The sequence below is a fragment of the uncultured Allofournierella sp. genome, assembly GCA_944382705.1.
Lineage (GTDB): Bacteria > Bacillota > Clostridia > Oscillospirales > Ruminococcaceae > Allofournierella.
Genome location: CALWNE010000007.1, coordinates 14,558 through 40,618 on the forward strand (window position 1 = coordinate 14,558; position 26,061 = coordinate 40,618).

General features: G+C 56.2%; 23 protein-coding genes and 2 tRNA genes. 18 read left to right on the top strand and 7 right to left on the bottom strand.

All coding sequences use genetic code 11. The features are described from left to right. The first annotated feature begins 20 nt into the window (after positions 1–20). The 15 genes from pyrF (at position 21) to ACH2EM_RS00725 (ending at position 18,503) form a co-directional block, all read left to right on the top strand. Positions 21–887 carry an orotidine-5'-phosphate decarboxylase gene (pyrF, locus tag ACH2EM_RS00655; protein ID WP_395150097.1) on the top strand — a complete coding sequence of 289 codons (867 nt, stop codon included), beginning with the start codon at positions 21–23 and terminating at the stop codon, positions 885–887. Then, positions 868–1,635 carry a dihydroorotate dehydrogenase electron transfer subunit gene (locus tag ACH2EM_RS00660; RefSeq protein WP_395150098.1) on the top strand — a complete coding sequence of 256 codons (768 nt, stop codon included), beginning with the start codon at positions 868–870 and terminating at the stop codon, positions 1,633–1,635. The genes pyrF and ACH2EM_RS00660 overlap by 20 nt, the downstream gene beginning before the upstream one ends. Next, positions 1,632–2,546: a dihydroorotate dehydrogenase gene (locus tag ACH2EM_RS00665; protein WP_395150099.1), complete on the top strand. Its 915-nt coding sequence runs from the start codon at positions 1,632–1,634 to the stop codon at positions 2,544–2,546. The genes ACH2EM_RS00660 and ACH2EM_RS00665 overlap by 4 nt, the downstream gene beginning before the upstream one ends. 71 nt (positions 2,547–2,617) lie before the next feature. Continuing rightward, positions 2,618–3,217, top strand: a complete 600-nt coding sequence (gene pyrE / locus ACH2EM_RS00670; protein ID WP_395150100.1) for an orotate phosphoribosyltransferase — start codon at positions 2,618–2,620, stop codon at positions 3,215–3,217. Between the two features lie 43 nt (positions 3,218–3,260). Further along, a complete protein-coding gene (locus ACH2EM_RS00675) occupies positions 3,261–4,352 on the top strand; it encodes a carbamoyl phosphate synthase small subunit (protein ID WP_395150102.1) in 1,092 nt (363 codons plus the stop codon). Between the two features lie 3 nt (positions 4,353–4,355). Continuing rightward, entirely contained in the window at positions 4,356–7,559 is a 3,204-nt protein-coding gene (carB, locus tag ACH2EM_RS00680; RefSeq protein WP_395150104.1) for a carbamoyl-phosphate synthase large subunit, read from the top strand. A gap of 250 nt (positions 7,560–7,809) precedes the next feature. Beyond that, the gene (locus ACH2EM_RS00685) at positions 7,810–8,988 is read left to right on the top strand and encodes a DEAD/DEAH box helicase (protein WP_395150106.1); all 1,179 of its coding nucleotides are present in this window, start codon (positions 7,810–7,812) and stop codon (positions 8,986–8,988) included. An 82-nt stretch (positions 8,989–9,070) separates the two neighbouring features. Next, complete coding sequence (locus tag ACH2EM_RS00690) at positions 9,071–9,868, top strand: YhfC family glutamic-type intramembrane protease (protein ID WP_395150108.1); 798 nt, start codon at positions 9,071–9,073, stop codon at positions 9,866–9,868. A 274-nt stretch (positions 9,869–10,142) separates the two neighbouring features. Further along, on the top strand, positions 10,143–11,315 hold the full coding sequence (locus tag ACH2EM_RS00695) for a BMP family ABC transporter substrate-binding protein (RefSeq protein WP_395150109.1): 1,173 nt from the start codon (positions 10,143–10,145) through the stop codon (positions 11,313–11,315). Between the two features lie 99 nt (positions 11,316–11,414). Beyond that, positions 11,415–12,953, top strand: coding sequence for an ABC transporter ATP-binding protein (locus ACH2EM_RS00700; RefSeq protein ID WP_395150110.1), 1,539 nt, complete (start codon positions 11,415–11,417; stop codon positions 12,951–12,953). Next, positions 12,950–14,047, top strand: coding sequence for an ABC transporter permease (locus ACH2EM_RS00705; protein WP_395150111.1), 1,098 nt, complete (start codon positions 12,950–12,952; stop codon positions 14,045–14,047). The genes ACH2EM_RS00700 and ACH2EM_RS00705 overlap by 4 nt, the downstream gene beginning before the upstream one ends. Beyond that, on the top strand, positions 14,047–15,003 hold the full coding sequence (locus tag ACH2EM_RS00710; RefSeq protein WP_395150112.1) for an ABC transporter permease: 957 nt from the start codon (positions 14,047–14,049) through the stop codon (positions 15,001–15,003). Before ACH2EM_RS00705 ends, ACH2EM_RS00710 begins: the two co-directional genes overlap by 1 nt. 256 nt (positions 15,004–15,259) lie before the next feature. Next, entirely contained in the window at positions 15,260–15,904 is a 645-nt protein-coding gene (locus ACH2EM_RS00715) for an NAD(P)H-hydrate epimerase (protein WP_395150113.1), read from the top strand. Beyond that, positions 15,901–16,791, top strand: a complete 891-nt coding sequence (locus ACH2EM_RS00720; RefSeq protein ID WP_395150114.1) for an SDR family oxidoreductase — start codon at positions 15,901–15,903, stop codon at positions 16,789–16,791. Before ACH2EM_RS00715 ends, ACH2EM_RS00720 begins: the two co-directional genes overlap by 4 nt. Then, positions 16,788–18,503, top strand: coding sequence for a CCA tRNA nucleotidyltransferase (locus ACH2EM_RS00725; protein ID WP_395150115.1), 1,716 nt, complete (start codon positions 16,788–16,790; stop codon positions 18,501–18,503). The genes ACH2EM_RS00720 and ACH2EM_RS00725 overlap by 4 nt, the downstream gene beginning before the upstream one ends. A gap of 312 nt (positions 18,504–18,815) precedes the next feature. On the opposite strand, the gene ACH2EM_RS00730 is transcribed toward ACH2EM_RS00725, so the two are convergent. The 4 genes from ACH2EM_RS00730 to ACH2EM_RS00745 all read right to left on the bottom strand — a co-directional run bounded on the left by ACH2EM_RS00730 (position 18,816) and on the right by ACH2EM_RS00745 (position 22,297). Beyond that, the gene (locus ACH2EM_RS00730) at positions 18,816–19,574 is read right to left on the bottom strand and encodes a TIGR03915 family putative DNA repair protein (protein ID WP_395150116.1); all 759 of its coding nucleotides are present in this window, start codon (positions 19,572–19,574) and stop codon (positions 18,816–18,818) included. Continuing rightward, on the bottom strand, positions 19,553–20,893 hold the full coding sequence (locus ACH2EM_RS00735) for a putative DNA modification/repair radical SAM protein (RefSeq protein WP_395150117.1): 1,341 nt from the start codon (positions 20,891–20,893) through the stop codon (positions 19,553–19,555). Before ACH2EM_RS00735 ends, ACH2EM_RS00730 begins: the two co-directional genes overlap by 22 nt. Positions 20,894–21,022: 129 nt before the next feature. Then, positions 21,023–21,646, bottom strand: a complete 624-nt coding sequence (locus ACH2EM_RS00740) for a histidine phosphatase family protein (protein ID WP_395150118.1) — start codon at positions 21,644–21,646, stop codon at positions 21,023–21,025. Between the two features lie 39 nt (positions 21,647–21,685). After that, the gene (locus ACH2EM_RS00745; protein WP_395150119.1) at positions 21,686–22,297 is read right to left on the bottom strand and encodes a LexA family protein; all 612 of its coding nucleotides are present in this window, start codon (positions 22,295–22,297) and stop codon (positions 21,686–21,688) included. 191 nt (positions 22,298–22,488) lie between these two features. Between ACH2EM_RS00745 and ACH2EM_RS00750 the strand changes: the two genes are divergently transcribed. The 3 genes from ACH2EM_RS00750 to ACH2EM_RS00760 all read left to right on the top strand — a co-directional run bounded on the left by ACH2EM_RS00750 (position 22,489) and on the right by ACH2EM_RS00760 (position 23,098). Continuing rightward, a complete protein-coding gene (locus tag ACH2EM_RS00750; RefSeq protein WP_395150120.1) occupies positions 22,489–22,731 on the top strand; it encodes a hypothetical protein in 243 nt (80 codons plus the stop codon). Between the two features lie 156 nt (positions 22,732–22,887). After that, positions 22,888–22,974: transfer RNA gene (locus tag ACH2EM_RS00755), tRNA-Ser, on the top strand. 33 nt (positions 22,975–23,007) lie between these two features. Then, a tRNA-Ser gene (locus ACH2EM_RS00760) sits at positions 23,008–23,098 on the top strand. A gap of 229 nt (positions 23,099–23,327) precedes the next feature. On the opposite strand, the gene ACH2EM_RS00765 is transcribed toward ACH2EM_RS00760, so the two are convergent. The 3 genes from ACH2EM_RS00765 to ACH2EM_RS00775 form a co-directional block, all read right to left on the bottom strand. Beyond that, entirely contained in the window at positions 23,328–23,981 is a 654-nt protein-coding gene (locus ACH2EM_RS00765; RefSeq protein ID WP_395150121.1) for a DUF4230 domain-containing protein, read from the bottom strand. Positions 23,982–23,999: 18 nt separating this feature from the next. Further along, complete coding sequence (locus ACH2EM_RS00770; RefSeq protein ID WP_395150122.1) at positions 24,000–24,641, bottom strand: DUF4230 domain-containing protein; 642 nt, start codon at positions 24,639–24,641, stop codon at positions 24,000–24,002. 106 nt (positions 24,642–24,747) lie between these two features. After that, complete coding sequence (locus ACH2EM_RS00775) at positions 24,748–26,040, bottom strand: EAL domain-containing protein (RefSeq protein WP_395150123.1); 1,293 nt, start codon at positions 26,038–26,040, stop codon at positions 24,748–24,750. Positions 26,041–26,061 lie beyond the last annotated feature (21 nt).

Consider the following 26,061-nt stretch of genomic DNA (forward strand, 5'->3'; position numbering starts at 1 on the left):
ATAAAAAGGAGAGCCAAACAATGACTAACATGGATAAACTGTATCACGCCGTTGCCCAGCGGGGCCCTGTATGCGTAGGCCTGGACACCGATTTTTCTTACCTGCCCGAAGGTTTTGCAAAATCCGAACTGACCGCTGGTGAAAATATCCTGCGCTTCAACCAGACCATCGTGGACGCCACCAAGGAAGTGGCTGGCTGCTTTAAGGTACAGATTGCTTACTACGAGACCCTGGGCCTGGATGGCATGATGGCTTACAAAAAGACCCTGGATTACATCAAGGCTGCCGGTATCCCTGTGATTGCCGACATCAAGCGGGGCGACATTGCCAAGACCGCCGAGATGTACGCCAAGGCACACTTCAGCGGCGACTTTGAGGCCGACTACATTACTCTGGCTCCCTACATGGGTCTGGACTCCATCCAGCCCTATATGCCCTTTGTGGAGCAGCAGGGCAAGGGCCTGTTTGTGCTGGTGCGTACCTCCAACCCCGGCGCAAAGGACTTTGAGTACGAAAAGCTGGCCGATGGCCGTCATGTATACGACATGGTGGGCGACAAGCTGAACCAGATGGGCAAGAGCTGCATGGGCGAAACCGGCTACTCCAGCCTGGGCCTGGTAATCGGCGGCACCCACATTGAGGAAGCTGCCGAGATTCGTGCCCGCTACAAAGACAGCTTCTTCCTGATTCCCGGTTACGGTGCACAGGGCGGCACTGCACAGGATATTGCCCAGTACCTGAACCAGGGCAACGGCGGTGTTGTAAACTCCAGCCGCGGCATTCTGCTGGCTTACAAAAAGCAGCCCGGCACCCAGGTGGGCGAAGCTGCTTACAACGAATGTGTAACCATGAAGGAGGCCATCAAACATGCCTGCGATCTGCTGTGATGTAACGGTGCTGGAGCACCTGGCCCTGAACGATACCATCCGCCTGATGACCGTGGGCTGGCCCCACCGGCATCAGGCCCCTAAGGCAGGCCAGTTTTTTATGCTGCGCTGCTGGCCCGCAGACCAGGCTCCCGTTTTGAGCCGCCCCATCAGCGTGCACCGGTACGACGCCACCGCCGGCACCCTGCAATTTTTGTACGAGGTGCGGGGCACCGGCACCAAAAAGCTGGCAGCACTGAACGCTGGCGATACCCTGCAGCTGGTTGGCCCCAGCGGCAATGGGTTTGATGTGGCTGCTGCCCAGGGCAAGCGTGTGGCCCTGGTGGGCGGCGGCATTGGTACTGCCCCCCTGTACCAGCTGGCACTGGAACTGGTTCAGGCCGGTGTAACCCCGGACTACTTCTGTGGTTTCAGGGATGAGCCCTACGGCCTGGAAAAACTGAACGCCGTGTGCGGCAAGGTACAGCTGGCCACCGACAGCGGCCGTTTTGGTTTCCATGGTCTGGTAACCCAGCTGCTGAAGCCCCAGGACTATGACCTGGTGCTCTGCTGCGGCCCCGAACCCATGATGCGGGCGGTGGCTGCCCTGTGTGCGGAGCATGGCGTGCAGTGCATTGTGAGCCTGGAGCGCAAAATGGCCTGCGGCATTGGCGCCTGCCTGGGCTGCACCTGCCACACCACCACCGGCGGCCGCTGCGTATGCAAGGAAGGCCCCGTATTTGACGCACAGGAGGTATTTGCACAATGAGCCAGGTAAGTTTGAAGGTGCCCTTTTTGGGCAAGGAACTGGCAGGCCCGGTGATTGGTGCTTCCGGCACCTTTGGCTTTGGCGCCGAATACCAGAACATTGTGGATTTAAAGATGCTGGGCGGCGTGTCCAGCAAGGGCATTACCCTGGTGCCCAAGTACGGCAACGAGGGCGAGCGTCTGCTGGAAACCCCCAGCGGCCTGATTAACTCCATTGGATTGCAGAATCCCGGCGTGCAGCATTTCATCGACCATGAGCTGCCTGTTATGGAGACCCTGGGCACCACCATCTGGGCCAACTTGGGCGGCGGCTGCATTGAGGACTACGAGCAGGGTGCACAGCTGCTGAATGACACCGCCGTGGATTTTGTGGAGCTGAACATCAGCTGCCCCAATGTGAAGCAGGGCGGCATTGCTTACGGCATTCAGGCTGCCAGCGCAAGCGAGGTGGTAAGCCGGGTGCGTGCGGTGTGCAAAAAGCCTTTGGTGGTTAAGCTCAGCCCCCAGGCTGAGAACATCTGCCAGATGGCGGTTGCCTGCGTGGAAGCAGGTGCCGACGCACTGAGCCTGGTGAATACCTTCCAGGCTTGCGCCATTGATTTGGAAAAGCGCCGTCCGGTGTTCAACAATGTGTTTGCGGGCCTGTCCGGCCCGGCCATTCGCCCCATTGCCCTGCGTATGGTATACCAGGTGTGCGGCGTGGTCAATGTGCCGGTAGTGGGTCTGGGCGGTATTCTCACTGGTGAGGATGCACTGGAGTTCATTATGGCTGGTGCAACTGCCGTACAGGTGGGCACTGCCAACTTTATGGACCCCACTGCCTGCCAGCGTATTACCCAGGAAATTGCAGCCTGGATGGAGCGGCACGGGGTAAACAGCCTGGAGGAAATCCGGGGCTGTGCACGGGTGTAATAACCGGCATTTTAGAACGAATGGCCGGAAGCTGTATAGAACAACAAGGAATGTAAAAAGGAGAAACGACCATGAACAACGCCATTGAGATTTTGAAGGAATGCGAAGCTTTTCTGGAAGGTCACTTTCTGCTGAGCAGCGGCCGCCATTCCAGCGCATACTGCCAGATGGCTTACCTGCAGCAGCATCCCGCTCAGTGCGCCAAGGTGATGGAGCAGGTGGCCGATAAGGTGCGTGCTCTGGGCCTGGATGTGGATGTAATTGTAGGCCCCGCCATGGGCGGCATTGTGTACGCTTACGAGCTGGGCCGCCAGCTGGGCAAGCGTGCTATCTTTACCGAGCGTGTGGACAATGTGATGACCCTCAAGCGCTTTGCCATAAACCCCGGCGAGAAGTGCATCATTGCTGAGGATGTTGTAACCACCGGTATCTCCAGCCTGGAGACCAAGCGTGTCATCGAAGAAGCAGGCGGCGAGTGCCTGGGCATCGTGTGCGTGGTAGACCGCACCAAGGAGGAGGCTCCCAGCCCCATTCCCATCCTGGCCAGCGCTGCCAAGCTGGACCTGCCCAACTACCTGCCTGAGGAATGCCCCATCTGCGCTGAGGGCAAGCTGCCTCTGGTGCATCTGGGCAGCCGCAAGATGAAGGAACAGGCAAAGCAGACCCTGTAAAACACCCCCATAGCAACGGTTTTAGAGAGAGAGGGATGTTCCATTGAAAACATTATTGGTTTTGGCCAACGGTACCGTACTGGAAGGCCAGCACTTTGGTGCTGAGGGTACCCGTGTGGGTGAAGTTGTATTCAACACTGGCATGGTGGGTTACGAAGAAACCCTGACCGACCCCAGCTACTATGGTCAGATTATTACCCAGAGCTACCCCCTGGTGGGCAACTACGGCATCAACGGGGAGGACGCTGAGTCCGACCGGATCTGGGCTTTTGGCTACATTGTGCGGGAGCTGTGCGATGCGCCCAGCAACTTCCGCTGCAAAAAGACTTTGGATGCCTACCTGAAGGAACAGGGCATTATTGGTCTGGCTGGCATTGATACCCGCAGCCTGGTGCGCCTGCTCCGTGAAAGCGGTGTTATGAACGGCGCTCTCACCACCCAGTACGCCAGCGCCGAGGAAGCACTGGCCGACCAGGAGCTGATGGAGGCTATCCGCAGCTACACCGTTACCAAGGCTGTGGCCAGCGTAACCTGCCAGGAGCCCACCGTACTGGGCGAGGGTGGCAAGTACCATGTGGCCCTGTTTGACTTTGGCTGCAAGAATAACATTGAGCGCAGCCTGGTGGCCCGTGACTGCAAGGTGACTGTGATACCTGCCACCACCACCGCCAGCCAGCTGAAGGAGATGAACCTGGACGGCATTATGCTGTCCAACGGCCCTGGCGACCCGGCGGAGAATGTGGAAATCATCCACAACCTGAAAGAGATTGCCCAGCTGGGCCTGCCCATCTTTGGCATCTGCCTGGGCCACCAGCTGATGGCACTGGCTCAGGGCGCACAGACCCAGAAGCTGAAATACGGTCACCGTGGCGTAAACCAGCCTGTAACGGACCTGGCCCATGGCCGTACCTACATCACCAGCCAGAACCACGGCTACGCTGTGGTGGGCGAAAGCCTGGATGCCTCGGTGGGTGTGGTGAGCCATGTGAATGCCAACGACGGTACCGTAGAGGGCATCCGCTACACCAACATGGACTGCTTTACCGTGCAGTTCCATCCCGAAGCTTGCGGCGGCCCCAAGGATACGGACTACCTGTTTGATGAATTTGTGGATATGATGAAAAAGGAGCGGTAAGCCATGCCCAAGGATACAAGCATTAAAAAAGTTTTGGTAATCGGCTCCGGCCCCATCATCATTGGCCAGGCTGCCGAGTTCGACTACTCCGGCACCCAGGCCTGCCGTGCCCTGAAGGCAGAAGGCATTGAGGTAGTGCTGGTGAACTCCAACCCGGCTACCATCATGACCGACCCCAACATTGCCGACCGGGTGTATGTGGAGCCCATGACCCCCGAGGTTATCAAGCGCATCATCCAGAAGGAAAAGCCGGACTCCATTCTGCCCAACCTGGGCGGCCAGACCGGCCTGAACATGGCCATGACCCTGGCCCGGGAAGGCTTTTTGGAGCAGGAGGGCGTGCGGCTGCTGGGCTGTAAGCCCGACACCATCGACCGTGCAGAGGACCGCCAGCTGTTTAAGGACACCATGGAAAAGCTGGGCGAGCCCTGCATCCCCAGTAAGGTGGTAGAAAACCTGGACGACGCTCTGGAGTTTGCTGCGCAAATCGGCTACCCCGTAATCGTGCGTCCCGCCTTCACCATGGGCGGCACCGGCGGCGGCATCTGTGAAGATGAGGCCCAGCTGCGGGAAATTGGTACCAACGGCCTGCGTCTTTCTCCCATCCATCAGGTACTGATTGAAAAGTGCATTGCCGGCTGGAAGGAAATCGAATACGAAGTAATGCGGGACGGAAAGGGCAATGTAATCACCGTCTGCAACATGGAAAACTTCGACCCCGTTGGCGTACACACCGGTGACTCCATCGTAGTGGCTCCCAGTCAGACCCTGTCCGACAAGGAGTATCAGATGCTCCGTTCCAGTGCCCTGCGCATCATCACCGAGCTGGGCATTGAAGGTGGCTGCAACTGCCAGTTTGCCCTCAAGCCCGATAGCTTTGAGTACGCTGTTATCGAAGTAAACCCCCGTGTAAGCCGTTCCTCTGCACTGGCTTCCAAGGCTACCGGTTATCCCATTGCCAAGGTGGCAACCAAAATTGCCATCGGTTACAGCCTGGACGAAATCACCAACGACATCACCGGCCAGACCTGCGCCTGCTTTGAGCCTGCCCTGGACTACTGCGTGGTAAAGTTCCCCAAGTGGCCCTTCGATAAGTTTGTGTATGCAAAGAAGGACCTGGGCACCCAGATGATGGCTACCGGTGAGGTTATGGCCATTGGCCAGAGCTTTGAGGAAGCCCTCATGAAGGCTGTGCGCTCCATCGAGCTGGGTCTGGATACCATGGACCTGCCCGCTTTGGCAGAATGCACCGACGAAGAAATCCGTGCAAAGCTCCATGTGTGCGACAGCGACCGCAGCTTTGTGGTGTTTGAGGCCATCAAGCGCGGCATCAGCTTTGATGAAATTTACGCTGTTACTAAAATCGACCACTGGTTCCTGCACAAGCTGGCAAAGTTGGCCGACACCGAAAAGCGTCTGGCAGCCGGTGAGATGAGCATGGAGCTGTACAAGCTGGCCAAGCGTCAGGGCTTTACCGATAAGGCCATTGCCCGCATCAGCGGCAGCGAGCTGCCTGCCCGTCTGCGTGCTGGCTTTAAGATGGTAGATACCTGCGCTGCCGAGTTTGCAGCCCGCACTCCCTACTTCTACTCCAGCTTTGACGAGGAAAACGAGGCTGCCCGCTTTATTGAGGAGCACCCCACCGACAAAAAGAAGGTGCTGGTGTTCGGCTCCGGCCCCATCCGCATTGGTCAGGGCATCGAGTTCGACTATTGCAGCGTGCACTGCGTGTGGACCCTGAAAAAGTTTGGCTACGAGGCTGTAATTGCCAACAACAACCCCGAAACTGTTTCCACCGACTTCGACACCGGCGACCGTCTGTACTTTGACCCGCTGGACCCCGAAAGCGTGGAGAACATTCTGGAAACCGAAAAGCCCTGGGCCTGCGTGGTGCAGTTTGGCGGCCAGACTGCCATTAAGCTCACCAAGCACCTGACCAAGCTGGGCGTAAAACTGCTGGGCACCCCCGCCGATGCCATTGACGAGGCCGAGGACCGGGAACGCTTTGACGAGCTGCTGGAGCGGTGCGGAATTCCCCGTCCGAAGGGATTGACCGTATTCACCACCGAGCAGGCTCTGGAAGCCGGCAGCCAGCTGGGTTACCCTGTGCTGCTGCGTCCCAGCTATGTGCTGGGTGGTCAGAACATGATCATCGCCTACTGCCCTGAGGATGTGGTGGAGTACATGGGCGTTATTGCCCAGAACACCGACATGGAAAACCCCGTGCTGGTGGACAAGTACCTGATGGGCACCGAGTGCGAAGTGGATGCCATCTGTGACGGCGAGGACTACCTGATTCCCGGCATGATGGAGCATGTGGAGCGTGCAGGTATCCACTCCGGCGACTCCATCAGCGTATATCCCCCCCGTTCCCTCTCTCCCCGAATCAAGCAGATGCTGGTAGAGTACACCGGTCGTCTGGCCCGTGAGCTGAAGGTGGTGGGCCTGGTGAACATCCAGTATGTGGTGTACGACAACCAGGTATATGTCATCGAGGTGAACCCCCGTTCCAGCCGTACCGTGCCCTACATCAGCAAGGTGACCGGCGTACCCATGGTAGAGCTGGCAGTGCGCTGCATGCTGGGCGAGAAGCTCAAGGATATGGAGTGGGGCACCGGCCTGCGGCCCGACGCACCCTATGTGGCTGTTAAGGTGCCTGTGTTCAGCTTTGAAAAGCTGCACGGCGTGGACACCCAGCTGGGACCTGAGATGAAGAGCACCGGCGAGGTGCTGGGCATTGCCCGCAACTTCAGCGATGCTTTGCTGAAGGGTCTGGTGGGTGCCGGTTACAAGTTCAATAAACCCAAGCCCGGCAGCTGCTGCCTGATTACCGTAAAGAATGCCGACAAGCTGGAAATTTTGGACACTGCATGGCAGCTTAAGTCCATGGGTTACAAGCTGTACGGCACCAGCGGCACCGCCAAGGTACTGAACAGCAACATGATTGCCTGCAACACCGTGCGCCGCATTGGCGAGGAAGAACCCAATATTCTGAACCTGCTGGAAAGCGGCCTGGTGGACTATGTGATTTCCACCTCCGACAAGGGCCGTGACCCCGACCTGGACAGCGTAAAGATGCGCCGCAAGGCTGTGGAGCTGAGCGTTCCCTGCCTGACCGCCATCGATACCGCCAAGGTACTGGTGGAGACCCTGCGCAGCGGGGCCAGCCTGGAAGATGTGGAACTGATTGATATCTCCACTCTGTAAGCACTTGCAAAGCAATGCAAAGGACCCTCCCAACTGGGAGGGTCCTTTTTGCTGTGTACGCCCTTTGCAAAAAGGCGGTGGGCTGTGACAGCCCTTTAAAAATGGAGCAATCCATCATATCATTTGCAGGGTGGCTATGCTATAATAAAAACAACAGCACCAGCCAAGTGAAGTTTAAGCAGTTTGTCCCTGGGGACTTTGCTCAAGGCCAGCGGTGCACCAAGGCAACAAGAAATGGAGAAGAAACCAGATGTTATACAGTGAATTGAAGGCCAGCCCGGAGCTTTTGCAGGCCGTGGAGCGCATGGGCTTTACCCAGATGACCGAAGTACAGGAAAAGGCCATTCCCCTGATGATGGCCGGCCATGATGTAACCGCCAAAGCACCCACCGGCACCGGCAAAACCTGTGCCTTTGGCATTCCTTTGATTGAGCGCATCAACAAGGAGGAGGCTGTGCCCCAGGCCGTGGTGCTGGCCCCTACTCGGGAACTGGCCCAGCAGATTGCCCAGGAACTGAAGGAGCTGGCGCACTTTTTGCCCCAGGTGAAAATTGCCTGCCTGTACGGCGGTTCCAACATCCAGCGCCAGGTGGAAAAGCTGAAAAAAGGCTGCCAGATTGTGGTGGCCACCCCCGGCCGCCTGCTGGACCACATCCAGCACAAAACCATGGATGTGCGAAAGGTTAGCACCATTGTGCTGGACGAGGCAGACGAGATGCTGAACATGGGGTTTTATAAGGATGTGCGCAAAATCATCGACCAGATGAAAGCCCGCAAAAACCTGTGTATGTTCAGTGCAACCATCAGCCGTGAGGTAATGGACATCGGCTGGCTGTACCAGCGGGATGCCCAGGAAATCAGCGTGCAGCCTGTGCTGGAAAGCCAGCCCAAAATCCACCAGTACAAGCTGCTGACCACCGGCCGCAATAAGCTGGCCGATGTGGCCCAGATTATTTTGAGCGGCGGCTACAAGCGGGTGATGGTGTTTTGCAACACCAAGTTTACCACCGCAATTTTGACCAACCAGCTGGCACGGCTCAATTTTGTGGTGGATTGCCTGCACGGCGATCTTTCCCAGGGGGAGCGTAATACCATTATGGCAAACTTCCGGGAAGGCAAGCTGGCGGTACTGGTGGCCACCGATATTGCGGCACGGGGCATTGATGTGGATGATGTGGATGCGGTAATCAACTACGATGTACCTGGCGCCAACGAGCACTATACCCATCGCATTGGCCGTACTGGCCGTGCCAAGCGGGAGGGTGTTTCGTACCTGCTGTACACGGCGGAGGAAACAAAACGGGTGGAGGAGCTGCTGCGGCTTACCCGCAACGAAGCTACCCCCGTACACTGGGATGAGGAACACCAAAACCTGGTGGAAGAAGTGGTGGAAAAGAAGGATAAATTCCAGATTCGCAGTTATTTTTAAAAAAGGATGAAAAACGCACCTCTGTCTGGCGGGGAATGGCCAGGCAGGGGGAAGAATGCAAGTGAAAAAGGGGTTATGCACTGTGGAGGAGAAGATTTTCTGGTTTGGAGTTGCGGCACTGGTGTGCATTGTGGTACCTTTTGTGGCGGTGGCTTTGCTGGGATTAAAAAAGCGTTTGCGGATGGATGCTTTTTTGATTGGTGCTGCCGGGTTCTTTTTATGCCAGATTGTACTGCGTATTCCGTTGCTGTCTTTGCTGCAAAGCTCGGTGCGGTTCAGTGTTTGGGCCAATCGTTACCCGATGCTGTATATCCTGCTGGTGGGGGGGCTGAGCGCCGGCCTGTTTGAGGAGACCGCCCGGCTGATTGGGGGAAAGCTGCTGCGCAGACTGCCCGATGGGCTGGATGTGGTAAACTACGGCCTGGGCCACGGCCTGTGTGAAATGCTGGTTCTGGTTGGATTTGGCCACCTGAACAATATGATGGCGTGCTGGGTGATTGCCAACCCGGAGCAGGCCGCTTCGGTGGGGGTAGATGCAGCTACCCTGCAGCTCATGACCCAGCAGATGAACGCCGTAACACCCGGCCTGATTGCCTGGGGGCTGCTGGAGCGGGTGAGCGCTTTAGGCTTTCATCTGGCTGCCACCGGTCTGGTTTTTTGGGGGCTGCGAAAGGGCAGTGCGCTGTTTTATCTGGCCGCAGTGGCAGCCCACACCCTGTTTAATACCGTGGCAGCAATTTTGGCACAGACAAACATTGCGCTGTGCGAGCTGGTTTTGCTGGCAGCCTCCTGCTGTATGCTGTGGCAGCTGATGCGCCACCGAAACAGCTTTGAAGGAAGCACAGAATTTGCACAAAAATCCACCTTTCACAAAGTGTAAAGTATGACTTTTGAAGAGGTAAAAACGCCCATAAAATGGCTTTACAGGCCGGTTTATGGGCGTTTTTGTTGGACTGGATAAACAAAAATAATTGTGTAAATTGTGCGGACCCTAGTGGATGTTGCCGAAGATGTGAAAAACGGTTGCAAACCCGGTTTTTCGTCGTTACAATGGAACTGTATCCGGCAGGGAGCTGTGCTGGAATTTGTTAGCAATGACAAAATCCACCGTTTCTGCCAAGTTGTTTCAACCAGCTTGAGGAGGAGTTTTTTACATGAAAAAGATTCTGAGTGCCGTTTTGGCAATTACCATGGCTTTGGGTCTGGCAGCTTGCGGCGGCAATGCATCCGCAGGTTCTTCGGCTGCAAATGCAGGCAGCACTGGTACTTCCGCAGGGGCTTCCACCACTGGCGGCGTGGCTAAGGAAGATCTCAAAATTGGCGTGGTACATCTGTCTGACCCTGCTGAGGGCACCGGTTACAGCTACACCCACGAGCTGGGCATTCAGGGCATGATGAAAAACTTGCAGCTGAGCGAGGATCAGCTGGTGGAAAAAATCAACATCTCCGACACCGACGCTGCCGCTGTGGAAAATGCCATGACCGAGCTGATTGAGGAAGGCTGCAATATTATCTTTGCCACCAGCTGGGGTTATATGGATACCTGTGAGGCTTTGGCCGAGGAGTATCCCGAGGTATTCTTTAGCCACGGCACCGGCTATAAGTCCAACGGCACTAACTTTAACAACTACTTTGGCCGCATCTACCAGGCCCGTTACCTGAGCGGCATTGCAGCTGGCCTTAAGACCGAGAGCAACAAAATTGGCTATGTGGCTGCCATGGGCAAGGAAAATGGCGAGGTTACCAGCGGCATCAATGCCTTTGCCATGGGTGTTGCCAGCGTAAACCCCGATGCTGAGGTGTTTGTAAAGGTAACCAACAGCTGGTTTGACCCCGAAGGAGAAAAGCAGGCCGCCGAGGCTCTGCTGGCTGCCGGCTGCGATGTAATTGGCCAGCACTGCGATACCGCAGGCCCCCAGCTGGCTGCTGAGGCCAAGGGCGTTTGGGGCATTGGCTATAACAGCGATATGAGCAAGGATGCACCCGACGCAACCCTGACCAGCGTTATGTGGGATTGGAGCGTATACTACACCCAGGCTGTGCAGAACATCATCGACGGCACCTGGGTAGCCGGTACCAAGATGGACAACTACTTTGGCGACATGGCCGACGGCCTTGTGACTCTGTCTGACCTGAACACCGACCTGGTAGCAGAGGGCACTGCCGAAAAGATTGCAGAGGTACAGGCAAAAATCATCTCTGGCGAATGGGATGTATTTGATGGCAAGACCGAAATTGTGGACAATCAGGGCCAGACCCATACCCTGGAAGGTGCCGACTACGGCAGCTGCAACTGGTATGTTTCCAATGTAAAAGAACAGGCCTGAGCATTGAATCGGCCATGAGCGCAAAAAAAAGGCGGTCCTATCTGACCGCCTTTTTTTGATGGAATACCCAAGACGGGCAAAACAGCAAGGAGGAAGTCCATGGCAGGAGGAAAGAGCGCCATCCGGTGCAGCGGCATTACCAAAACCTTTGGAAGCGTTGTGGCCAACGATGGCATTGAACTGGAGGTACGCTACGGCGAGATTCTGGCACTTTTAGGGGAAAACGGAAGCGGCAAAACCACCCTGATGAATATGATCAGTGGTATTTACCACCCGGATAAGGGCCAGATTTATGTGAACGATGCACCGGTGTCCATCAGCTCCCCGATGGATGCCCAGAACCTGGGCATTGGTATGATTCATCAGCACTTCAAGCTGGTGGAGGTATTCACTGCCATGGAGAACATTGTGCTGGGTACCCCCGGCAAGCTGCCTGGCAAAAAACAGCTGCGCCAGAGTGTACAGCAGCTGTGCAGCAGCTATGGCCTGGAAATCGACCCGGAAAAACCGGTGTACGAGATGAGTGTTTCGGAAAAGCAGACGGTGGAAATCCTGAAGGTACTGTACCGGGGAGCCAAAATCCTGATTCTGGACGAGCCCACCGCGGTGCTTACCCCCCAGGAAACCGAAAAACTGTTTGCCATTCTGCGCCAGATGCGCAGCCAGGGCTGTGCGGTGATTATCATTACCCATAAGCTGAACGAGGTTTTGTCCATCAGTGACCGGGTAACCATTCTGCGCAAGGGCAAAACGGTGGAAACCGTAAACACAGAGGGCATGACCGCCGAAGGCTTGACCGAGCGGATGGTGGGCCATGCAGTGAGCCTTTCCATCAATCGGCCCCAGCCCAAGGATGTACACACCGTGCTGAAGGTGGTAAACCTGACGGTGGAAAAGCCCGATGGCAGCAAGGGGCTGGACGATGTGAGCTTTACCATCCGGTCCGGCGAGATTTTGGGCGTTGCAGGCATTGCAGGCAGCGGTCAGAAGGAACTGTGTGAAACCATTGCGGGCTTGCTGCCTGCCAAGGAAGGCGCAGTGCTGTACAAAAAGGAAAATATCCTGAACAAAAGCCCGGAGGCCATCATCGATTTGGGCATTTCCATGAGCTTTGTGCCGGAGGACCGCCTGGGCATGGGCCTGGTAGCCAGCATGGGCATGACCGACAATATGCTGCTGAAAAGCTACCGCAACGGCAAAGGCCCCTTTGTGGACCGTGCCCCCGCCCGGGAGCTGGCCAAAAAGCTGGTGCAAAAGCTTTCCATCGTGACGCCGGGCATTGAGACGCCGGTTCGCTTGATGAGCGGCGGCAATGTGCAGAAGGTACTGCTGGGCCGTGAGATTGAATCTGGCCCCAACCTGCTGATTACCGCTTACCCGGTGCGTGGTTTGGACATTCATTCCAGCTACATGATTTATGATTTGCTCAACCAGCAGAAGGAAAAAGGCGTTGCGGTCATGTTTATTGGCGAGGATTTGGATGTACTGATGGAGCTGTGCGACCGGATTCTGGTGCTGTGCCATGGCAAGGTAACCGGCGTGGTGGATGCCAAGACGGTGACAAAAGAGCAGATTGGTTTGATGATGACCGGCGAGATGACCGAGGAAGAAAAGCTGAAGGAGGAACAGGACCAATGACCGGGAGCGCAAAAGTAAGCAAGGAGCCGCTGCTGCATGTGGTAAAGCATGCAGAACGCAGCACCAAGGAAACGGTTCTGCTGCGGGTGGTGGCAGTGCTGTGCAGCATTCTGGCAGGCGGCCTGTTTGTGTGGGCCATCGGCTACAATCCCATTGCGGTGTATGGCACCATTCTGGAGGGTGCGTTCCGCAGTGAAATGGCCTTGCAGGCCACTATCAAATTTACCATCCCCATGTGCATCTGCGCACTGGCGGTTACCCTGGCTTTTAAGATGAAGTTCTGGAACATCGGCGGTGAGGGCCAGTTGATAATGGGCGCCGTTTTTGCCAGCTATTTTGCTTTGAATTTTTCCCACTGGAACCACTGGGTGCTGGTGGCCGTTATGCTGGTGGCCGGTGCTTTAGGCGGCGGCTTGTGGGGCCTGCTGGCGGCGGCTTTTAAAGTGAAGTGGGGAACCAACGAAACCCTGCTTACCCTGATGCTCAACTACATTGCGCTGCATCTGGTTTCCTACCTACAGGCCGGCCCCTGGCGAGACCCGGCGGCCAATGGTTTTTCCAAGATTGCTCGTTTTGCAAAAAACGCAGCACTGGACAAGGTGCTGGGTGTGCACTTTGGCTGGATTATTATGCTGGTGCTGGTGGCAGTGGTGTGGATTTACCTCACACGCACCAAGCAGGGCTATGAAATTGGCGTGGTGGGCGAAAGCCAGGACACCGCCCGTTATGCCGGTATTCATGTAAAAAAAGTGATTATGCGCACCATGTTTTTGTCCGGCGCTATTGCGGGCATTGCCGGCGTGTGCCAGGTGGCAGGCAGCGACATGACCCTTTCCATGGGTGTGGCCGGCGGTGTTGGCTTTACCGGCATTATCATTGCCTGGCTGTGCCAGCTGAACCCGGCTATGATTCTGGTGGTGTCCTTTTTGTTTGGTGTGCTGGAAAAAGGCTCCAGCGTGGTGCAGTCTGCCTATGGTCTTTCTTCGGACTGTGCCGATGTTCTGCAGGGCATTATCCTGTTCTTTATTTTGGGCAGCGAGTTCTTTGTGCGGTACTCCTTTGTGGGCCGCAGCAAAAAGGGAGGTAAGCACTGATGGAGATGTTCATTAAGTTTTTGGTGGCCGCCATCGGTGCGGGCACACCCCTGCTGTTTGGTACCGTGGGTGAAATCCTGAACGAAAAAGTAGGCCACCTGAACCTGGGCGTGGAAGGCATGATGGCCATTGGTGCCTGCGCAGGGTTTATGGGCGGTTACATGAGCGATAATTTTGCTGTGGCGCTGCTGTGCGCCTTTGCAGCAGGTATGCTGGCGGCTTTGATTTACGCACTGCTCACCGTAACCTTTATGGCAAACCAGAATGTGGCCGGTTTGGCCATGACCATTTTTGGTGTGGGTCTTTCCAACTTTGTGGGTGTGTATATGATTGGCCGCTCTGCCGAAAGCAGCCTGAAACTGCCTGCCAATGTAACGGCACAGATGCGCAGCATTCACATCCCTGTGCTCAGTGACCTGCCTGTGGTGGGCGAGCTGCTGTTCTCTTACAATCCCTTTGTCTACCTGGGAATTGCAGTAGCTGCGGTGGCTGGATTCTACCTGTACCGCACCAAAACCGGCCTGAATGTGCAGGCCATTGGCGAAAACCCCGGCGCAGCGGATGCGGCTTCCATCCCGGTAACCCGCTGGAAGTACATCAACCTGCTGCTGGGCGGCGGCATCTGCGGCCTGGGCGGTGCCTACTGCGGCATGATTATCAACGGCGGCGTGTGGATTTCCAACAGCGTAAATGGCCTTGGCTGGATTGCGGTGGCACTGGTTATCTTTGCTGCCTGGAAGCCCCACATGGCCATTTTGGGCAGCTTTGTGTTTGGTGCCCTGCGGGTGCTTAAATACTACAAGGTTGGCTTTATGGTGGGCCTGCCCGATGCCTTTTTTGATATGCTGCCCTTTTTGATTACGGCACTGGTGCTGATTGTTACCAGTATGCGGGGCAGCAAGGGCGCACATATCCCGGCCTTTTTGGGCAACAATTATTTCCGTGAGGAACGGTAATTGGTCTTTTATACAAATAACAGGCACCCGCAGCGCAAAGGGCAACTACCTGCGCTGCGGGTGCTTTTGCATAAGCCGGAGGCTGGCCCTTTGGCTGTGAATTTTTTTAAAAATGTATAAAATCGGCCCAATCCATCGGACAGTGGCGGGGGTTCGTGCTATAATAAACATACAAACCAGCGGCAGAGCCAGCCCGAACGGCTTGGCCTTAGGGTGCCTGGTGGCTTTTTGCGATAGGGAAAGGGGCGAGTGAAGGATGGTTGTGACAGCAGCACAGATGAAGGAACTGGAACGGCGTGCCAACCAAGCGGGCCTGACCTACCGGGAGATGATGCGCCGGGCAGGCCACGGAGCGGCCCGGGAGATTTTGGCCCAGTGGCCCCATGCCAAAACAGCCGCAGTGGTGTGCGGTAAGGGAAACAATGGAGGCGACGGGCTGGTGGTGGCCCGGCGGCTGGCCCGTGCCGGTATAAAAGTGCGGGTGTATCTGGCCCAGGGCCAGCCGGTTACGCCGGATGCTGTATACAACTGGCACAGAACCCTGAATGCAGGGGTACCGGTGAAGGAACTGGAACACTGCAGCCCAGATGACATTGCTTTTTTGCGCAGTGCAGAGTTGGTGGTGGATGCCCTGTATGGCACCGGGTTCCATGGGCAGATGCAGGAAGTGGGCCGTAAAGCCTGCCACCTGATGAATCACACCGGCGGCAGCGTGGTGGCTCTGGATCTGCCCAGCGGCCTGGAGGCGGACACCGGGAGGGCTGCCCCCGGAGCAGTGCGGGCAGAGCTGACCGTGACCTTTCATGCACCCAAGCCCTGCCACCAGCTGGCCGAGGAATACTGCGGTCGGGTTGCGACTGTGGATTTGGGAATTGGGGCAGTATTGGGGGGTGTGCCATGAGGCGGGTGTTTTTGACCGGCGCAAGGGGATTTGTGGGCAGCCGCCTGGCCCATTTTTATCGGAATCAATGGGATATTGAAGGCCCCAGTCATAGCCAGGTGGAGCTGACCAGCCGGGAACAGGTGGAAAGTGCACTGGCTTACCATCGGGCGCAGCTGGTGATTCATACAGCGGCCCTCTCCAATACAGGGCTTTGCCAGCAGAATCCCCTGGAAAGCTTTAAGGCTAATGTGCAGGCTACCCAGGTGGTGGCCAATGCCTGCAAGAAGGCAGGGGCAAAGCTGGTGTTTTTTAGTTCTGACCAGGTGTATGCAGGGGTGACCCAGCAAGGCCCCATTGCGGAGGAGACGGTACTCCATCCGCCCACGGTGTATGGCCGTCACAAGCTGGAGGCCGAACAGCTGGTGCTGGAGGCCTGCCCGGATGCAGTTTGCCTGCGAGCTACCTGGATGTATGACTGGAACCGGCCGGGACTGAAGGATTCGCCGGGGTTTTGGGGGCTGCTGCAGCAGGTAATGGAGCACAAAGAACCGCTGCCTCAGCTGGCAGTGCGGGAGTACCGGGGCATTACCTGGGTGCAGCCCATTGTGCAGGCCATGGAGACACTAACCCAGCTGCCTGGAGGGGTGTACAATCTGGGGGCGAAAGCACCCCTGAACACCTATGCCAGCGGGTTGATGTGCCTGGAACGGATGGGAGCAGACACCCGGACGCAGGCCTTGCTCAAGCCGGATGAAGAACGCTGGCAGGAGCAGGGACAGCGCAATTTAAGCATGGATACCGGCAAGCTGTACCGGGCTTGCGGGTTGGAGTTTGGCGACACTGTTTCCAGTCTGGAAGAATGCTGGAAAGCCTATCAGGAACAAGAGGGAGGAAGCAAGGTATGACACAAGTAGCAGCCGTGATTTTGACCGATGAGGAAGGAAAAATCCTGATTTGTAAACGGGGCGAGGGCGGAAGCTGCGCCCACCTGTGGGAGATGCCTGGCGGCAAGGTGGAGCAGGGGGAAACGCCGGCCCAGGCAGCCGTGCGGGAATGCAGAGAGGAACTTTCGCTGGATATTACCCTGGGGCCTGTATATGCCCAAACGGAGTACGAATACCCGGAGCGCAAGCTGGGCTTCACCTTTTTTAATGGCCGTGTGACCGGGGGCGAAATGCAGCTGAATGTACATACAGATGCCCGTTGGGTGGCACCCTCGGAGCTAAAAGACTATACCTTCTGCCCGGCGGATGTTGCGCTGGTGGAACGGCTGGCCTGGGAGCGGCAGATTGAGATGCCCACCATGCCGGCCATGGCTGCCCGGTTGATTCGGATGCTCAGCGACCGGGGCTTTGAAGCCTGGGCTGTGGGCGGCTGCGTGCGGGACAGCATTCTGGGCAAGCGGCCCACCGATTGGGATTTGTGCACCAATGCCCTGCCCCAGCAGGTAAAGGAATGCTTTGCAGGAACCTATAAGGTGCTGGAAACCGGCATTCAGCATGGTACGGTTACGGTGCTGGCGGAAAATGAGACCTACGAGGTGACCACCTACCGGCAGGAGGGAGACTACGAGGACCACCGCCGGCCGGATTCGGTAACTTTTGTGGACAGTCTGGAGCAGGATTTGGCCCGGCGGGATTTTACCATCAACGCCATGGCCATGGACCCGGATGGAACCATCATTGACCCCTTTGGAGGACAGGAGGATTTGAAAGCGGGCCGCCTGCGCTGTGTGGGAGAGCCTGGCCGACGCTTTCAGGAGGATGGACTGCGGATTTTGCGGCTGCTGCGGTTTGCAGCTACCCTGGGCTTTACCATTGAGGAAGAAACCTACCAGGCAGCTTTGGAGCAGCGGCATGCCCTGCGCTGGGTGGCAGCAGAGCGCAGTGTGCGGGAGCTTACCGCTTTGCTGTGCGGCAAGGCAGCCAGCAAGGTGGTGGCAGAAAACGGGGAGATTCTTACCTGCTTGATGCCGGAAATTGAGCCAGCACTGGACTTTGTGCAAAAGAGGGAAGAAGGAGAGCAGAATCTGTGGCAGCATGCCGCAGAAACCCTGGAATACAGTGTGAACCTGCCCCAGGTGCGCTGGGCTATGCTGCTGCGGGACCTGGGTAAGCCCTACTGCACCGAAAGCCAGCGGGGTGCGTGCAGCCTGTTTGTGGGCCATGCGGAGGTGAGCGCCCAGCTGGCGGACAGTATTCTGCGCCGCTTAAAGATGGATCGCAAGAGCAGGGAATGCATCTGCCAGCTGATTCGGTTCCATGGGGTGCGGCCTGCTCCCGGCAGGGTAAGCGTGGCCCGCTGGCTCCAGCAGCTGGGGCCGGAGCAGCTTTCCAACCTGGTGGACATCTGGCGGGCTGATATTGACGCCCGCCATGGCAAGGCAGACCAGCTGGAGGAATTTGAAAGCCAGTTGCAGGAGATAAAGGCCCAGGGCGGATGCTGGGCAGTTAATCAGCTGGCTGTAACCGGCGGCAACCTGCTGACCGCCGGACTGGCGCAGCCTGGTCCCTCCACCAGCAATTTGCTGGAATGGCTGCTCCACGAAGTAGTGGAAGGCCGGGTAGAGAACACCAGGGATGCACTGCTGGCCAAGGCCAAAGAATGGCAGCTGTAACGGCTGGGATTCTACTGGTATAACCAGATTTTAACTTAAAAATAAGCCCGGCAGGTGGATTTTCCACAGGCCGGGTCTTTTGTTGTGGAAAAGTAGAGCGCACTGGGCAGGAAAGCCGGGGAATGCCCGCTGCCTTTAAGGGCAAGAGGGAGAAGATGGCTTGAAAATCCCTTACAGCTTTTGTTGCCGGAAGATTGCACCGGCGCAGCAACCGGACGGTGAAACATTAAAAAACGGCCTTGCCCCTGGGAATGAGGGCAAGGCCGTTTTTTGGATGAAACAATAGGTGCAAGGCAGCTAAGGGGAACATTGCTATAACTCGGGGGCGAGTTCCGTCATGTTGGACCAAAAGCGTTTGGGGCAATGGCTGCGGCGCAGGGTGTGGTTCTGCCGCTGGGGAATGGCAATGGCCCGGTAGAACTCCTTCCACATGGATTGCCATGCAAGCTCCTGCTGGGAGGGAGAGGGAAAGACGGGAGCCTGTTCCAGTACGGCGTATTCTGTGCGGTCTGGCTGATGAAGCAGCACCGCACAGTGGGTTTGGTCGTAAATTAAAAAGGATTCACTGGGAAAACGCTGGCAGAAATGCCGCCGCAGCAGGGGCAGAACGGCGTGTTTGGGGGCGATGGTGGCACCCAGAAACTCCCCGTAGTCCTGAAAACGCACAAAGCCTGTAAACAGATGGGCCTCGTGGCTTACCTCCTGCTCCATGGCAAGAACCGGAGCCACCAGTGCATGGCCCGCCATGGAAAAGGCGGCTGGGCCGGTGCTGTAAGCAAAGACCAAAAAACGAAGGAGCAGCAGATCCTTTTGGGGACGGCCGGATAAAAAGGCGGTGGCCACCACCCGGCGGGCTTTGGGGCCCAGCTTTTTAGGCAGGCTTACACTGACCCGGCGGGCCTTTGCAGAGTCGGTGGAGATGTGCTGTTCCGGAAACAGGGTGGTAGCAGGCTCCTGAAAGGTGAGGATGTCAAAGGGCAGCTGGCGGGTTTCAAAGCTATGGAATACACAGCACAAAAACCCCTCAAAACTGCCATCATACCGATAGACTACATCCGCTTCTCGATGCATGAAATGGCCTCCTCTCGCAGAATGGCAGCTGCCAAAACGGGGTTTGTGCCCCCCTGCACCAGCTGGTGGGCTGGCTCCGGCGCAAACAGACTGAGCTGCTGGGCCGAAGCCGAAAAGACCGCAGGGTCCACCAGGGCACTGGCAATGGCTCTGCGGCCAAAGCTTTTGGCCCCGGAAAACCCTTTGCAGCTGATAAAATACTGGGCTCGTTTGAGCACTACGCCCATGCGGCGCAGTTCCTCCAGCCCCAGCTGGCCTTGGCGCCGGGCTTTCACAATGCGCCGGGCACTTTTGGGGCCTACACCGGGAATCCGCAGCAGTTGGGACAGGCTGGCTCGGTTTACATCCATGGGGAATTGGTCCAGATGGCACAGGGCCCAGTTGCATTTGGGGTCCAGAGCAGGGTCAAAGTTTGGGGTGTCATCGGTGAGGATTTCCTCCGCCGTAAAATCGTAGAATCGCAGCAGCCAATCTGCCTGATACAGGCGATGCTCCCGCAGCAGGGGCGGTTTTGTATCCAGCGCAGGAAGGCGGCTGTCCCCGAATACCGGAATATAGGCCGAGTAGAACACCCGTTTCAGGCCGTATTGCTGGTACAGCCCCTGGGTAAGCATGAGAATCTGCCGGTCGGTTTCCGGTGTGGCCCCCACAATCATCTGGGTGCTTTGCCCCGCTGGGGCAAAGCTGGCTGCATGACGGTAGAGGGCCAATTCCTGCCGGCTTTGGGTATGGGTTTGGGCAATCTGCCGCATGGGGGTAAAGATGGAGGTTTTGGATTTATCCGGCGCAAGCTTTTGCAAACTGGCAGAGCTGGGCAGCTCGATGTTTACACTGAGGCGGTCCGCCAAAAGCCCCAGCTGGTGGATGAGTGCTGGGTCTGCACCGGGAATGGCCTTTGCGTGGATGTAGCCCCGAAAACGGTACTGCTGACGCAGCAGCCGGAGGGTTTTAATCATAAGCTCGGTGGTGTGGTTTGGGTCCACCAGTACCGCACTGGATAGAAACAGCCCTTCAATGTAGTTGCGCCGGTAAAACTGGATGGTGAGCTCTGCCAGCTCCTGAGGGGTGAAGGCTGCTCGAGGTACATCGTTGGAGCAGCGGTTGACGCAGTAGGCGCAGTCGTAGGCGCAGATGTTGGTGAGCAGCACCTTCAACAGACTGACACAGCGGCCATCCGCAGAGAAGGTATGGCAGATGCCGGGGGCACTGGTGCTGCCCAAACTGCCGGCTGCACCGCCCCGGCGGGAGCCGCTGGAGGTACAGGCCACATCGTACTTTGCACTGTCGGCAAGGATGGTGAGTTTTTGCATTAAGTCCATAAAAGTGCCCTCGCTGTATAGATAAATTGCCTTGCCAGGCCGATAACCCGCAAAAAAGGCGCAAAAAAGAAAGCCCGGAAACAAGGCGAGCTTGGCCGGGCTTTAACGAACAGACCAAATGAGTGAAAATCAGCGGGTATATCGGTGGCGGTTGTCTGCACCGGGCTGGGTGAAGGTCTCGGTCAGAACAAACCGGCCGTCCTGCTCCTCCAGAATGGCCAGAGAGCAGTTGCCCAGGGGAATGCTCCAAAACTGGTCCAGAGGCAGTGCCAGGGCACAGGTGAGCAGGGCGTGAAGTGCTGCCCCATGGCTGACGGCCAGCACGGTTTGCCCGGCGTGGTGCTGCTGCACGAACTGCACAAAATTGCCGGTGCGCTCCATCAAAGTGGCCAGACTTTCGCCACCGGGAGCCGGTTGATAGCGGGCCGGGTCGTGAAAAAAGGGAGCAAATTCCGGCCCCAGGTCCTGGGCTCGCTGGCCCTCCCAGGGGCCAAAGCAGATTTCCTTGAGCCGCTGCTCCGGCTGAATGCTGTCGCTGGGCCAGCCGCTGGCAATCTGGGCGGTTTCCAGAGTGCGGGAAAGGGGACTTGCATACACAGCATCAAAGCAGACGCCGCCAAGCTGCCCCTTGGCAATGCGGGCCTGGCTGCGGCCGGTATCGTTTAAGGGAATATCGGTTTGGCCTTGCAGCTGCCCGGCCAGGTTCCAGTCGGTTTGGCCGTGGCGCAGCAGGTAAAGACGGGTGGGCTGCATGGGTTGAAACTACCTCCTAAAATCAATACAAGGGCAACCTTACCACTTGGCCTTGGTTTCCACCACTTTGCCGGCTATGTAAAGTTGGTTCAGTTCTTCGCCCTTGAGCACCTTGGGCTCATACGCCGGGTTGAAGGGCTGCAAAATTACAGCGTTGCCCCGCTGAATGTACCGTTTGAGGGTGCCCTCTCCGTCGCCATAGACCATAACGCCCAGGTCTCCGTTTTCCAAAGTGGGCTGACGGTGCACCAGGGCAAGATCCCCGTCCTGAATCCGGGGCTCCATGCTGTCGCCTTTTACCACCAGATAAAAATAGCTGGCGGGGTCCTTCACCCGGGCGTATTCCACGCCATAGTCCTCCTCAAAGGCGAAGCAGTCGTAACCGGCCCGTACAGTGCCAATCACCGGAATGGGGAACTCCTGGTATCCGGCGGGAACGGCAGGTTCTGCCCCTTGGCTTTCCAGCCCTAACAAATCATCGGTGGAGGTGCCCAGCAGTGCCGCCAGCTGCACCAGCATGGCGGGGTCGGGAGAGGAACGGCCGGTTTCCCACTTGCCCACTGCTTGCTGGGTAACTCCCAGCTGCTGAGATAACTTTTTTTGACTGAGCCCTCGCTCTTTGCGCAGCTGGCGCAGGCGTTCTTGAAACATGTGCGGCGGTTCTCCTTTTTATGAGTTTTTTTTATTATACAACTAATTATTGTATTTGTAAATGCAATGAACGAGATTTTACAACAAAAAGTTGTTTAAATGTATTGACAACAACGAAAGGTTGTTATACAATGGCATAAGCGAACAGGGAGCAACTGAAACAGCGTTCCTAAGGAAAGGAAGCGGCGCAAATGAAGGAACAGGTGTGTAATCTGCTGGCACTGGCAAGTGGCCTGCTGTTTGGTTGGGCATTGCTGGGGGTGCTGGTGGGTACCATGAGCATGGCTATGGGGTTTTTGGTGCTGACGGGTCTGGGCTGGTTTACCAAGGTGGTGTATGAGGCAGGCCAGACGGTGTACGAGGAATGGGAGTGCCCACAACCTTGCTGCCGCCAAAAGGAGCTGGAGGAGCCTACCGTGGGCAGGGCAGCCTGAGAACGGTTTATAAGCTGGCATGATGGGGCTGGCGGCAGGGGAGTTTTGAGGGCTGGATTTTGTTTTAAAAAAACTTTTTAAAAACTGTTGACAAATCAAATGCCCTGTGATAATATAAATAACGCACCAAGCAGTGGCGTGCAGGGTGCCCACTATGGAGAGGTGTCCGAGTGGTTTAAGGAGCCGGTCTTGAAAACCGGTGACCCGCAAGGGCCGTGGGTTCGAATCCCACCCTCTCCGCCATCATTTGAATTATTTTGTTCAAAACTTTGCTCTGGAGAAGTACTCAAGAGGTCGAAGAGGCGCCCCTGCTAAGGGCGTAGGTCGGGAAACCGGCGCGAGGGTTCAAATCCCTCCTTCTCCGCCAGAAAACCACCGTTCAACCATTCGGTTTGAACGGTGGTTTTGTTTTTTGTTCAAGTTGCTTTAAACATGCAGCGCAGGCCACAGGCGCAGCGGTTGCCCTTTGGCTGGGCTGTGCCTGCTAGGATGGCAGCGGCATGAATATAAAAAGAACCCCCCAGCAGACTGCGGCCTAAAGCAGTGGTGTGCTGGGGGGGGATTGTTTTAGTACGGTGAAACTCCGGTGGAGGTTGTTAGGCAGCGGGTGTGCTGCTGGACGGCTGCTCTCCAACAGAGGGGGTGGATGTTTTTGGTGCAGAGGTGGCTGCGGGCAGGGTGTTGAATGTAATTTGATAGGTTTGTCCAGTGACAGCTCCAATGCTGTTGATGTAGTTGGTGAGCAGCGTTTCGGCACTTTGCTGGGCCTGTGACAGCAGGGCTGTGTTGCCGGCAGCGTTTTGTTCCAGCTGCTCCTGAGCCAGCCGGAAGGCCAGGGTTTCATCGGCGGCCCGAACCGGGGCAGAATCCTTTGCTACAATGTAGGACTCGGGAGTGAGAGAACTGGAATCCACCCAGCAGGCCTGCACCTGGGCAGGGGGCATGGTTATGGTAACCTGCTGCCCATCCACCGTGATTTCCAGTTTGGAAACATCCACACCCACCGTAACCACACCGCTGTATTCAATCCAAAAATGTTTGTCCTTTTTCCACCACAAAAGGCCTTCTGCATCTTCGGCCTTGTATTTGGCCACATTGTGGTAGTAACAGTCCATAACTGCCAGCTCACAGATGGAGCGCATCTGGGAAACCTGTGGTTCCATTTGGGGAGTGGTGGAAGCAGCTGCCCCGCAGCCGCATAATAGCGCCATAATTGCTGCGGCAGCGGCAATGCAAAACCATTGCTTCATAAAGATTTTCTCCTTTGCTTACACGGTGGGCTGCACCTGAAGGGTGTAGTCCTGGTCCAGCTGCTGAATCAGCGGCTCCATCATGGTTTGCACAAACTTCACCGCATTTTCCTGCGCAAGGGTAAAAATGGCTTTCTGCTGCTGGCTTTCCTGCTTTGCGTCCTCCTCACAGGCTTTGTAGGCCTGCTGGGATACGGTGGAGACATTGGCTTTGTTGTTTAGAAAGATGTACTCCAGCGAAGTAATGTCCACCTCGCACTGGTTGATGGTAACCGGCGGCAGAGTAATGACGATGGTTTTTGTTTCTTCGTTCAGCTCAATCTGCTCTTTGCCAATCTGGGAAAAATCGATGCCTGCCTTTACCGTGGCTTCATAGGATACATAATAGTCGATGGAATCGGGGTCTTTTTCGTTGTATACTGCGGCAATGCCGTTGTAAGCAGACACAAAGGTGGAAAGGCGGCTGGCCCCGATGATGCTTTCCAGGGTGGATTGGGTGATGACCTGAACCGGTTTTGGGGCAGGATGAAAAACACCGGGAATGGCCCTGAACCCTATCAGTGCCAGCCCTGCCAGAACAACTGCCAGGACAAGGAACAGCAGAAATCTGGGCGTGCGGCATCGGGTGCACAGGCCAGAGTTGGTTCTGCGCAATTGCATGGGACATACTCCTTTCAATGCGTATGGGCAGGGCCACAGCTTGGAAAAAAACAGAAAAGTCTGCTTGCCAGGTGTGGGTTAGCAACCAGACAGGCGATAAAGCTGGTTAGCTAAGCTTAGGAAGAATATGGCCTTGCGCCTGCAAATCCAAAAGATGCTGAAAATCTGCCAAAGGCAGGGGGCGATAGTAATAAAAGCCTTGGATGCAGTGGCAGGAGGTGGTTTTGAGGAATTCCACATACTCTTCGGCTTCCACGCCTTCTGCCACAATGGACACATTAAAGGTTTCGGCAATGTGAATCAAATCCTGCAAAAGCATCTGGCGCTGAGGTGTGAGTGTTCCTGTAAAGAACACCCGATCCAATTTGATGCAGTCCACTCCGCCGTTGAGCAGGAACGCAAAGGAGGAGTTGCCCATGCCAAAGTCATCCAGCGAGCAGCGATAACCGTTGTCGTGGCATTTTTTGAGGGCTTCCTGGGCGGCGGGGTTTTCGGTTAAATGAATGTTTTCCAAAAATTCAAACTCGATGTAGGATTTATCCAGCTGGTATTGCTCCACAATGCTGAAGTATTCTTCGCAAAAATCCTGCGCGCCCACCGTGGCCTTGCTGATATTAAAACTCAGGGGTACCCGGGGCTTGCCTTCCTTTAGTCCTTCGCTCAGATAGGCGCAGCAGTTTTGAAAGATGCTGCGGTCCACCACATAAATGTCGGAAAATTCCTGAAGAAGGTCGATGTAGGCACCGATGGGGGTGCTGCCGGCATTGTTCCAGCGCATAAGCACCTCCCCGGCTACAATCTGCTGGGTGCGGGGGTCCACCTTAGGCTGCACATAGATGTCGAACTCCTGGTTATGACGGGCGGAAGTAAGCCGGTGCGCCAAATCCAGCTTGCGCAGCTGTGTTTGGAGCATCTGGTCGTTATAAAGCTCATAGCTGAATGCCCGGCTGTGCAGATAGGGGCAGCTTTTGCGAGCCAAACCGGCTTTGGTAACCAGCGTTTCGAAGGGCTGGTCCATGTCCGGCGGGGCGATGACGCCGAAGGAAAGGTAGAGTTGCTTATGGGCGTGTTCGTCTTGTATGTGATACAAATCCTTCGTCAGCTGAAACAAAAAGCTATCCCGAATGGTATCGTTGGCATTTTCCGGTGTGCAAGAGGGACATTCCACCAGCATGTGGAAGGTATCGCTATAAACTCGCTCCACAATACCTTTATGCTGGATGCTCCTTTCGGCTGTTTGCTTGATGTGTTCCAGCAGTTGGTCGCTTTCCTGACGGCCCAGGCGGGTGCAGAAGTAACGGAAATTTTTGATATTAAATTCTGCAAAGGCATAGCCATGCTTTTGCTGGGCAGTGAGCTGTTGAAAAAACCCCCGAACTGTTTGTGCCGAGGTGTTCATGAAAAAAATCATCCTTCCTGT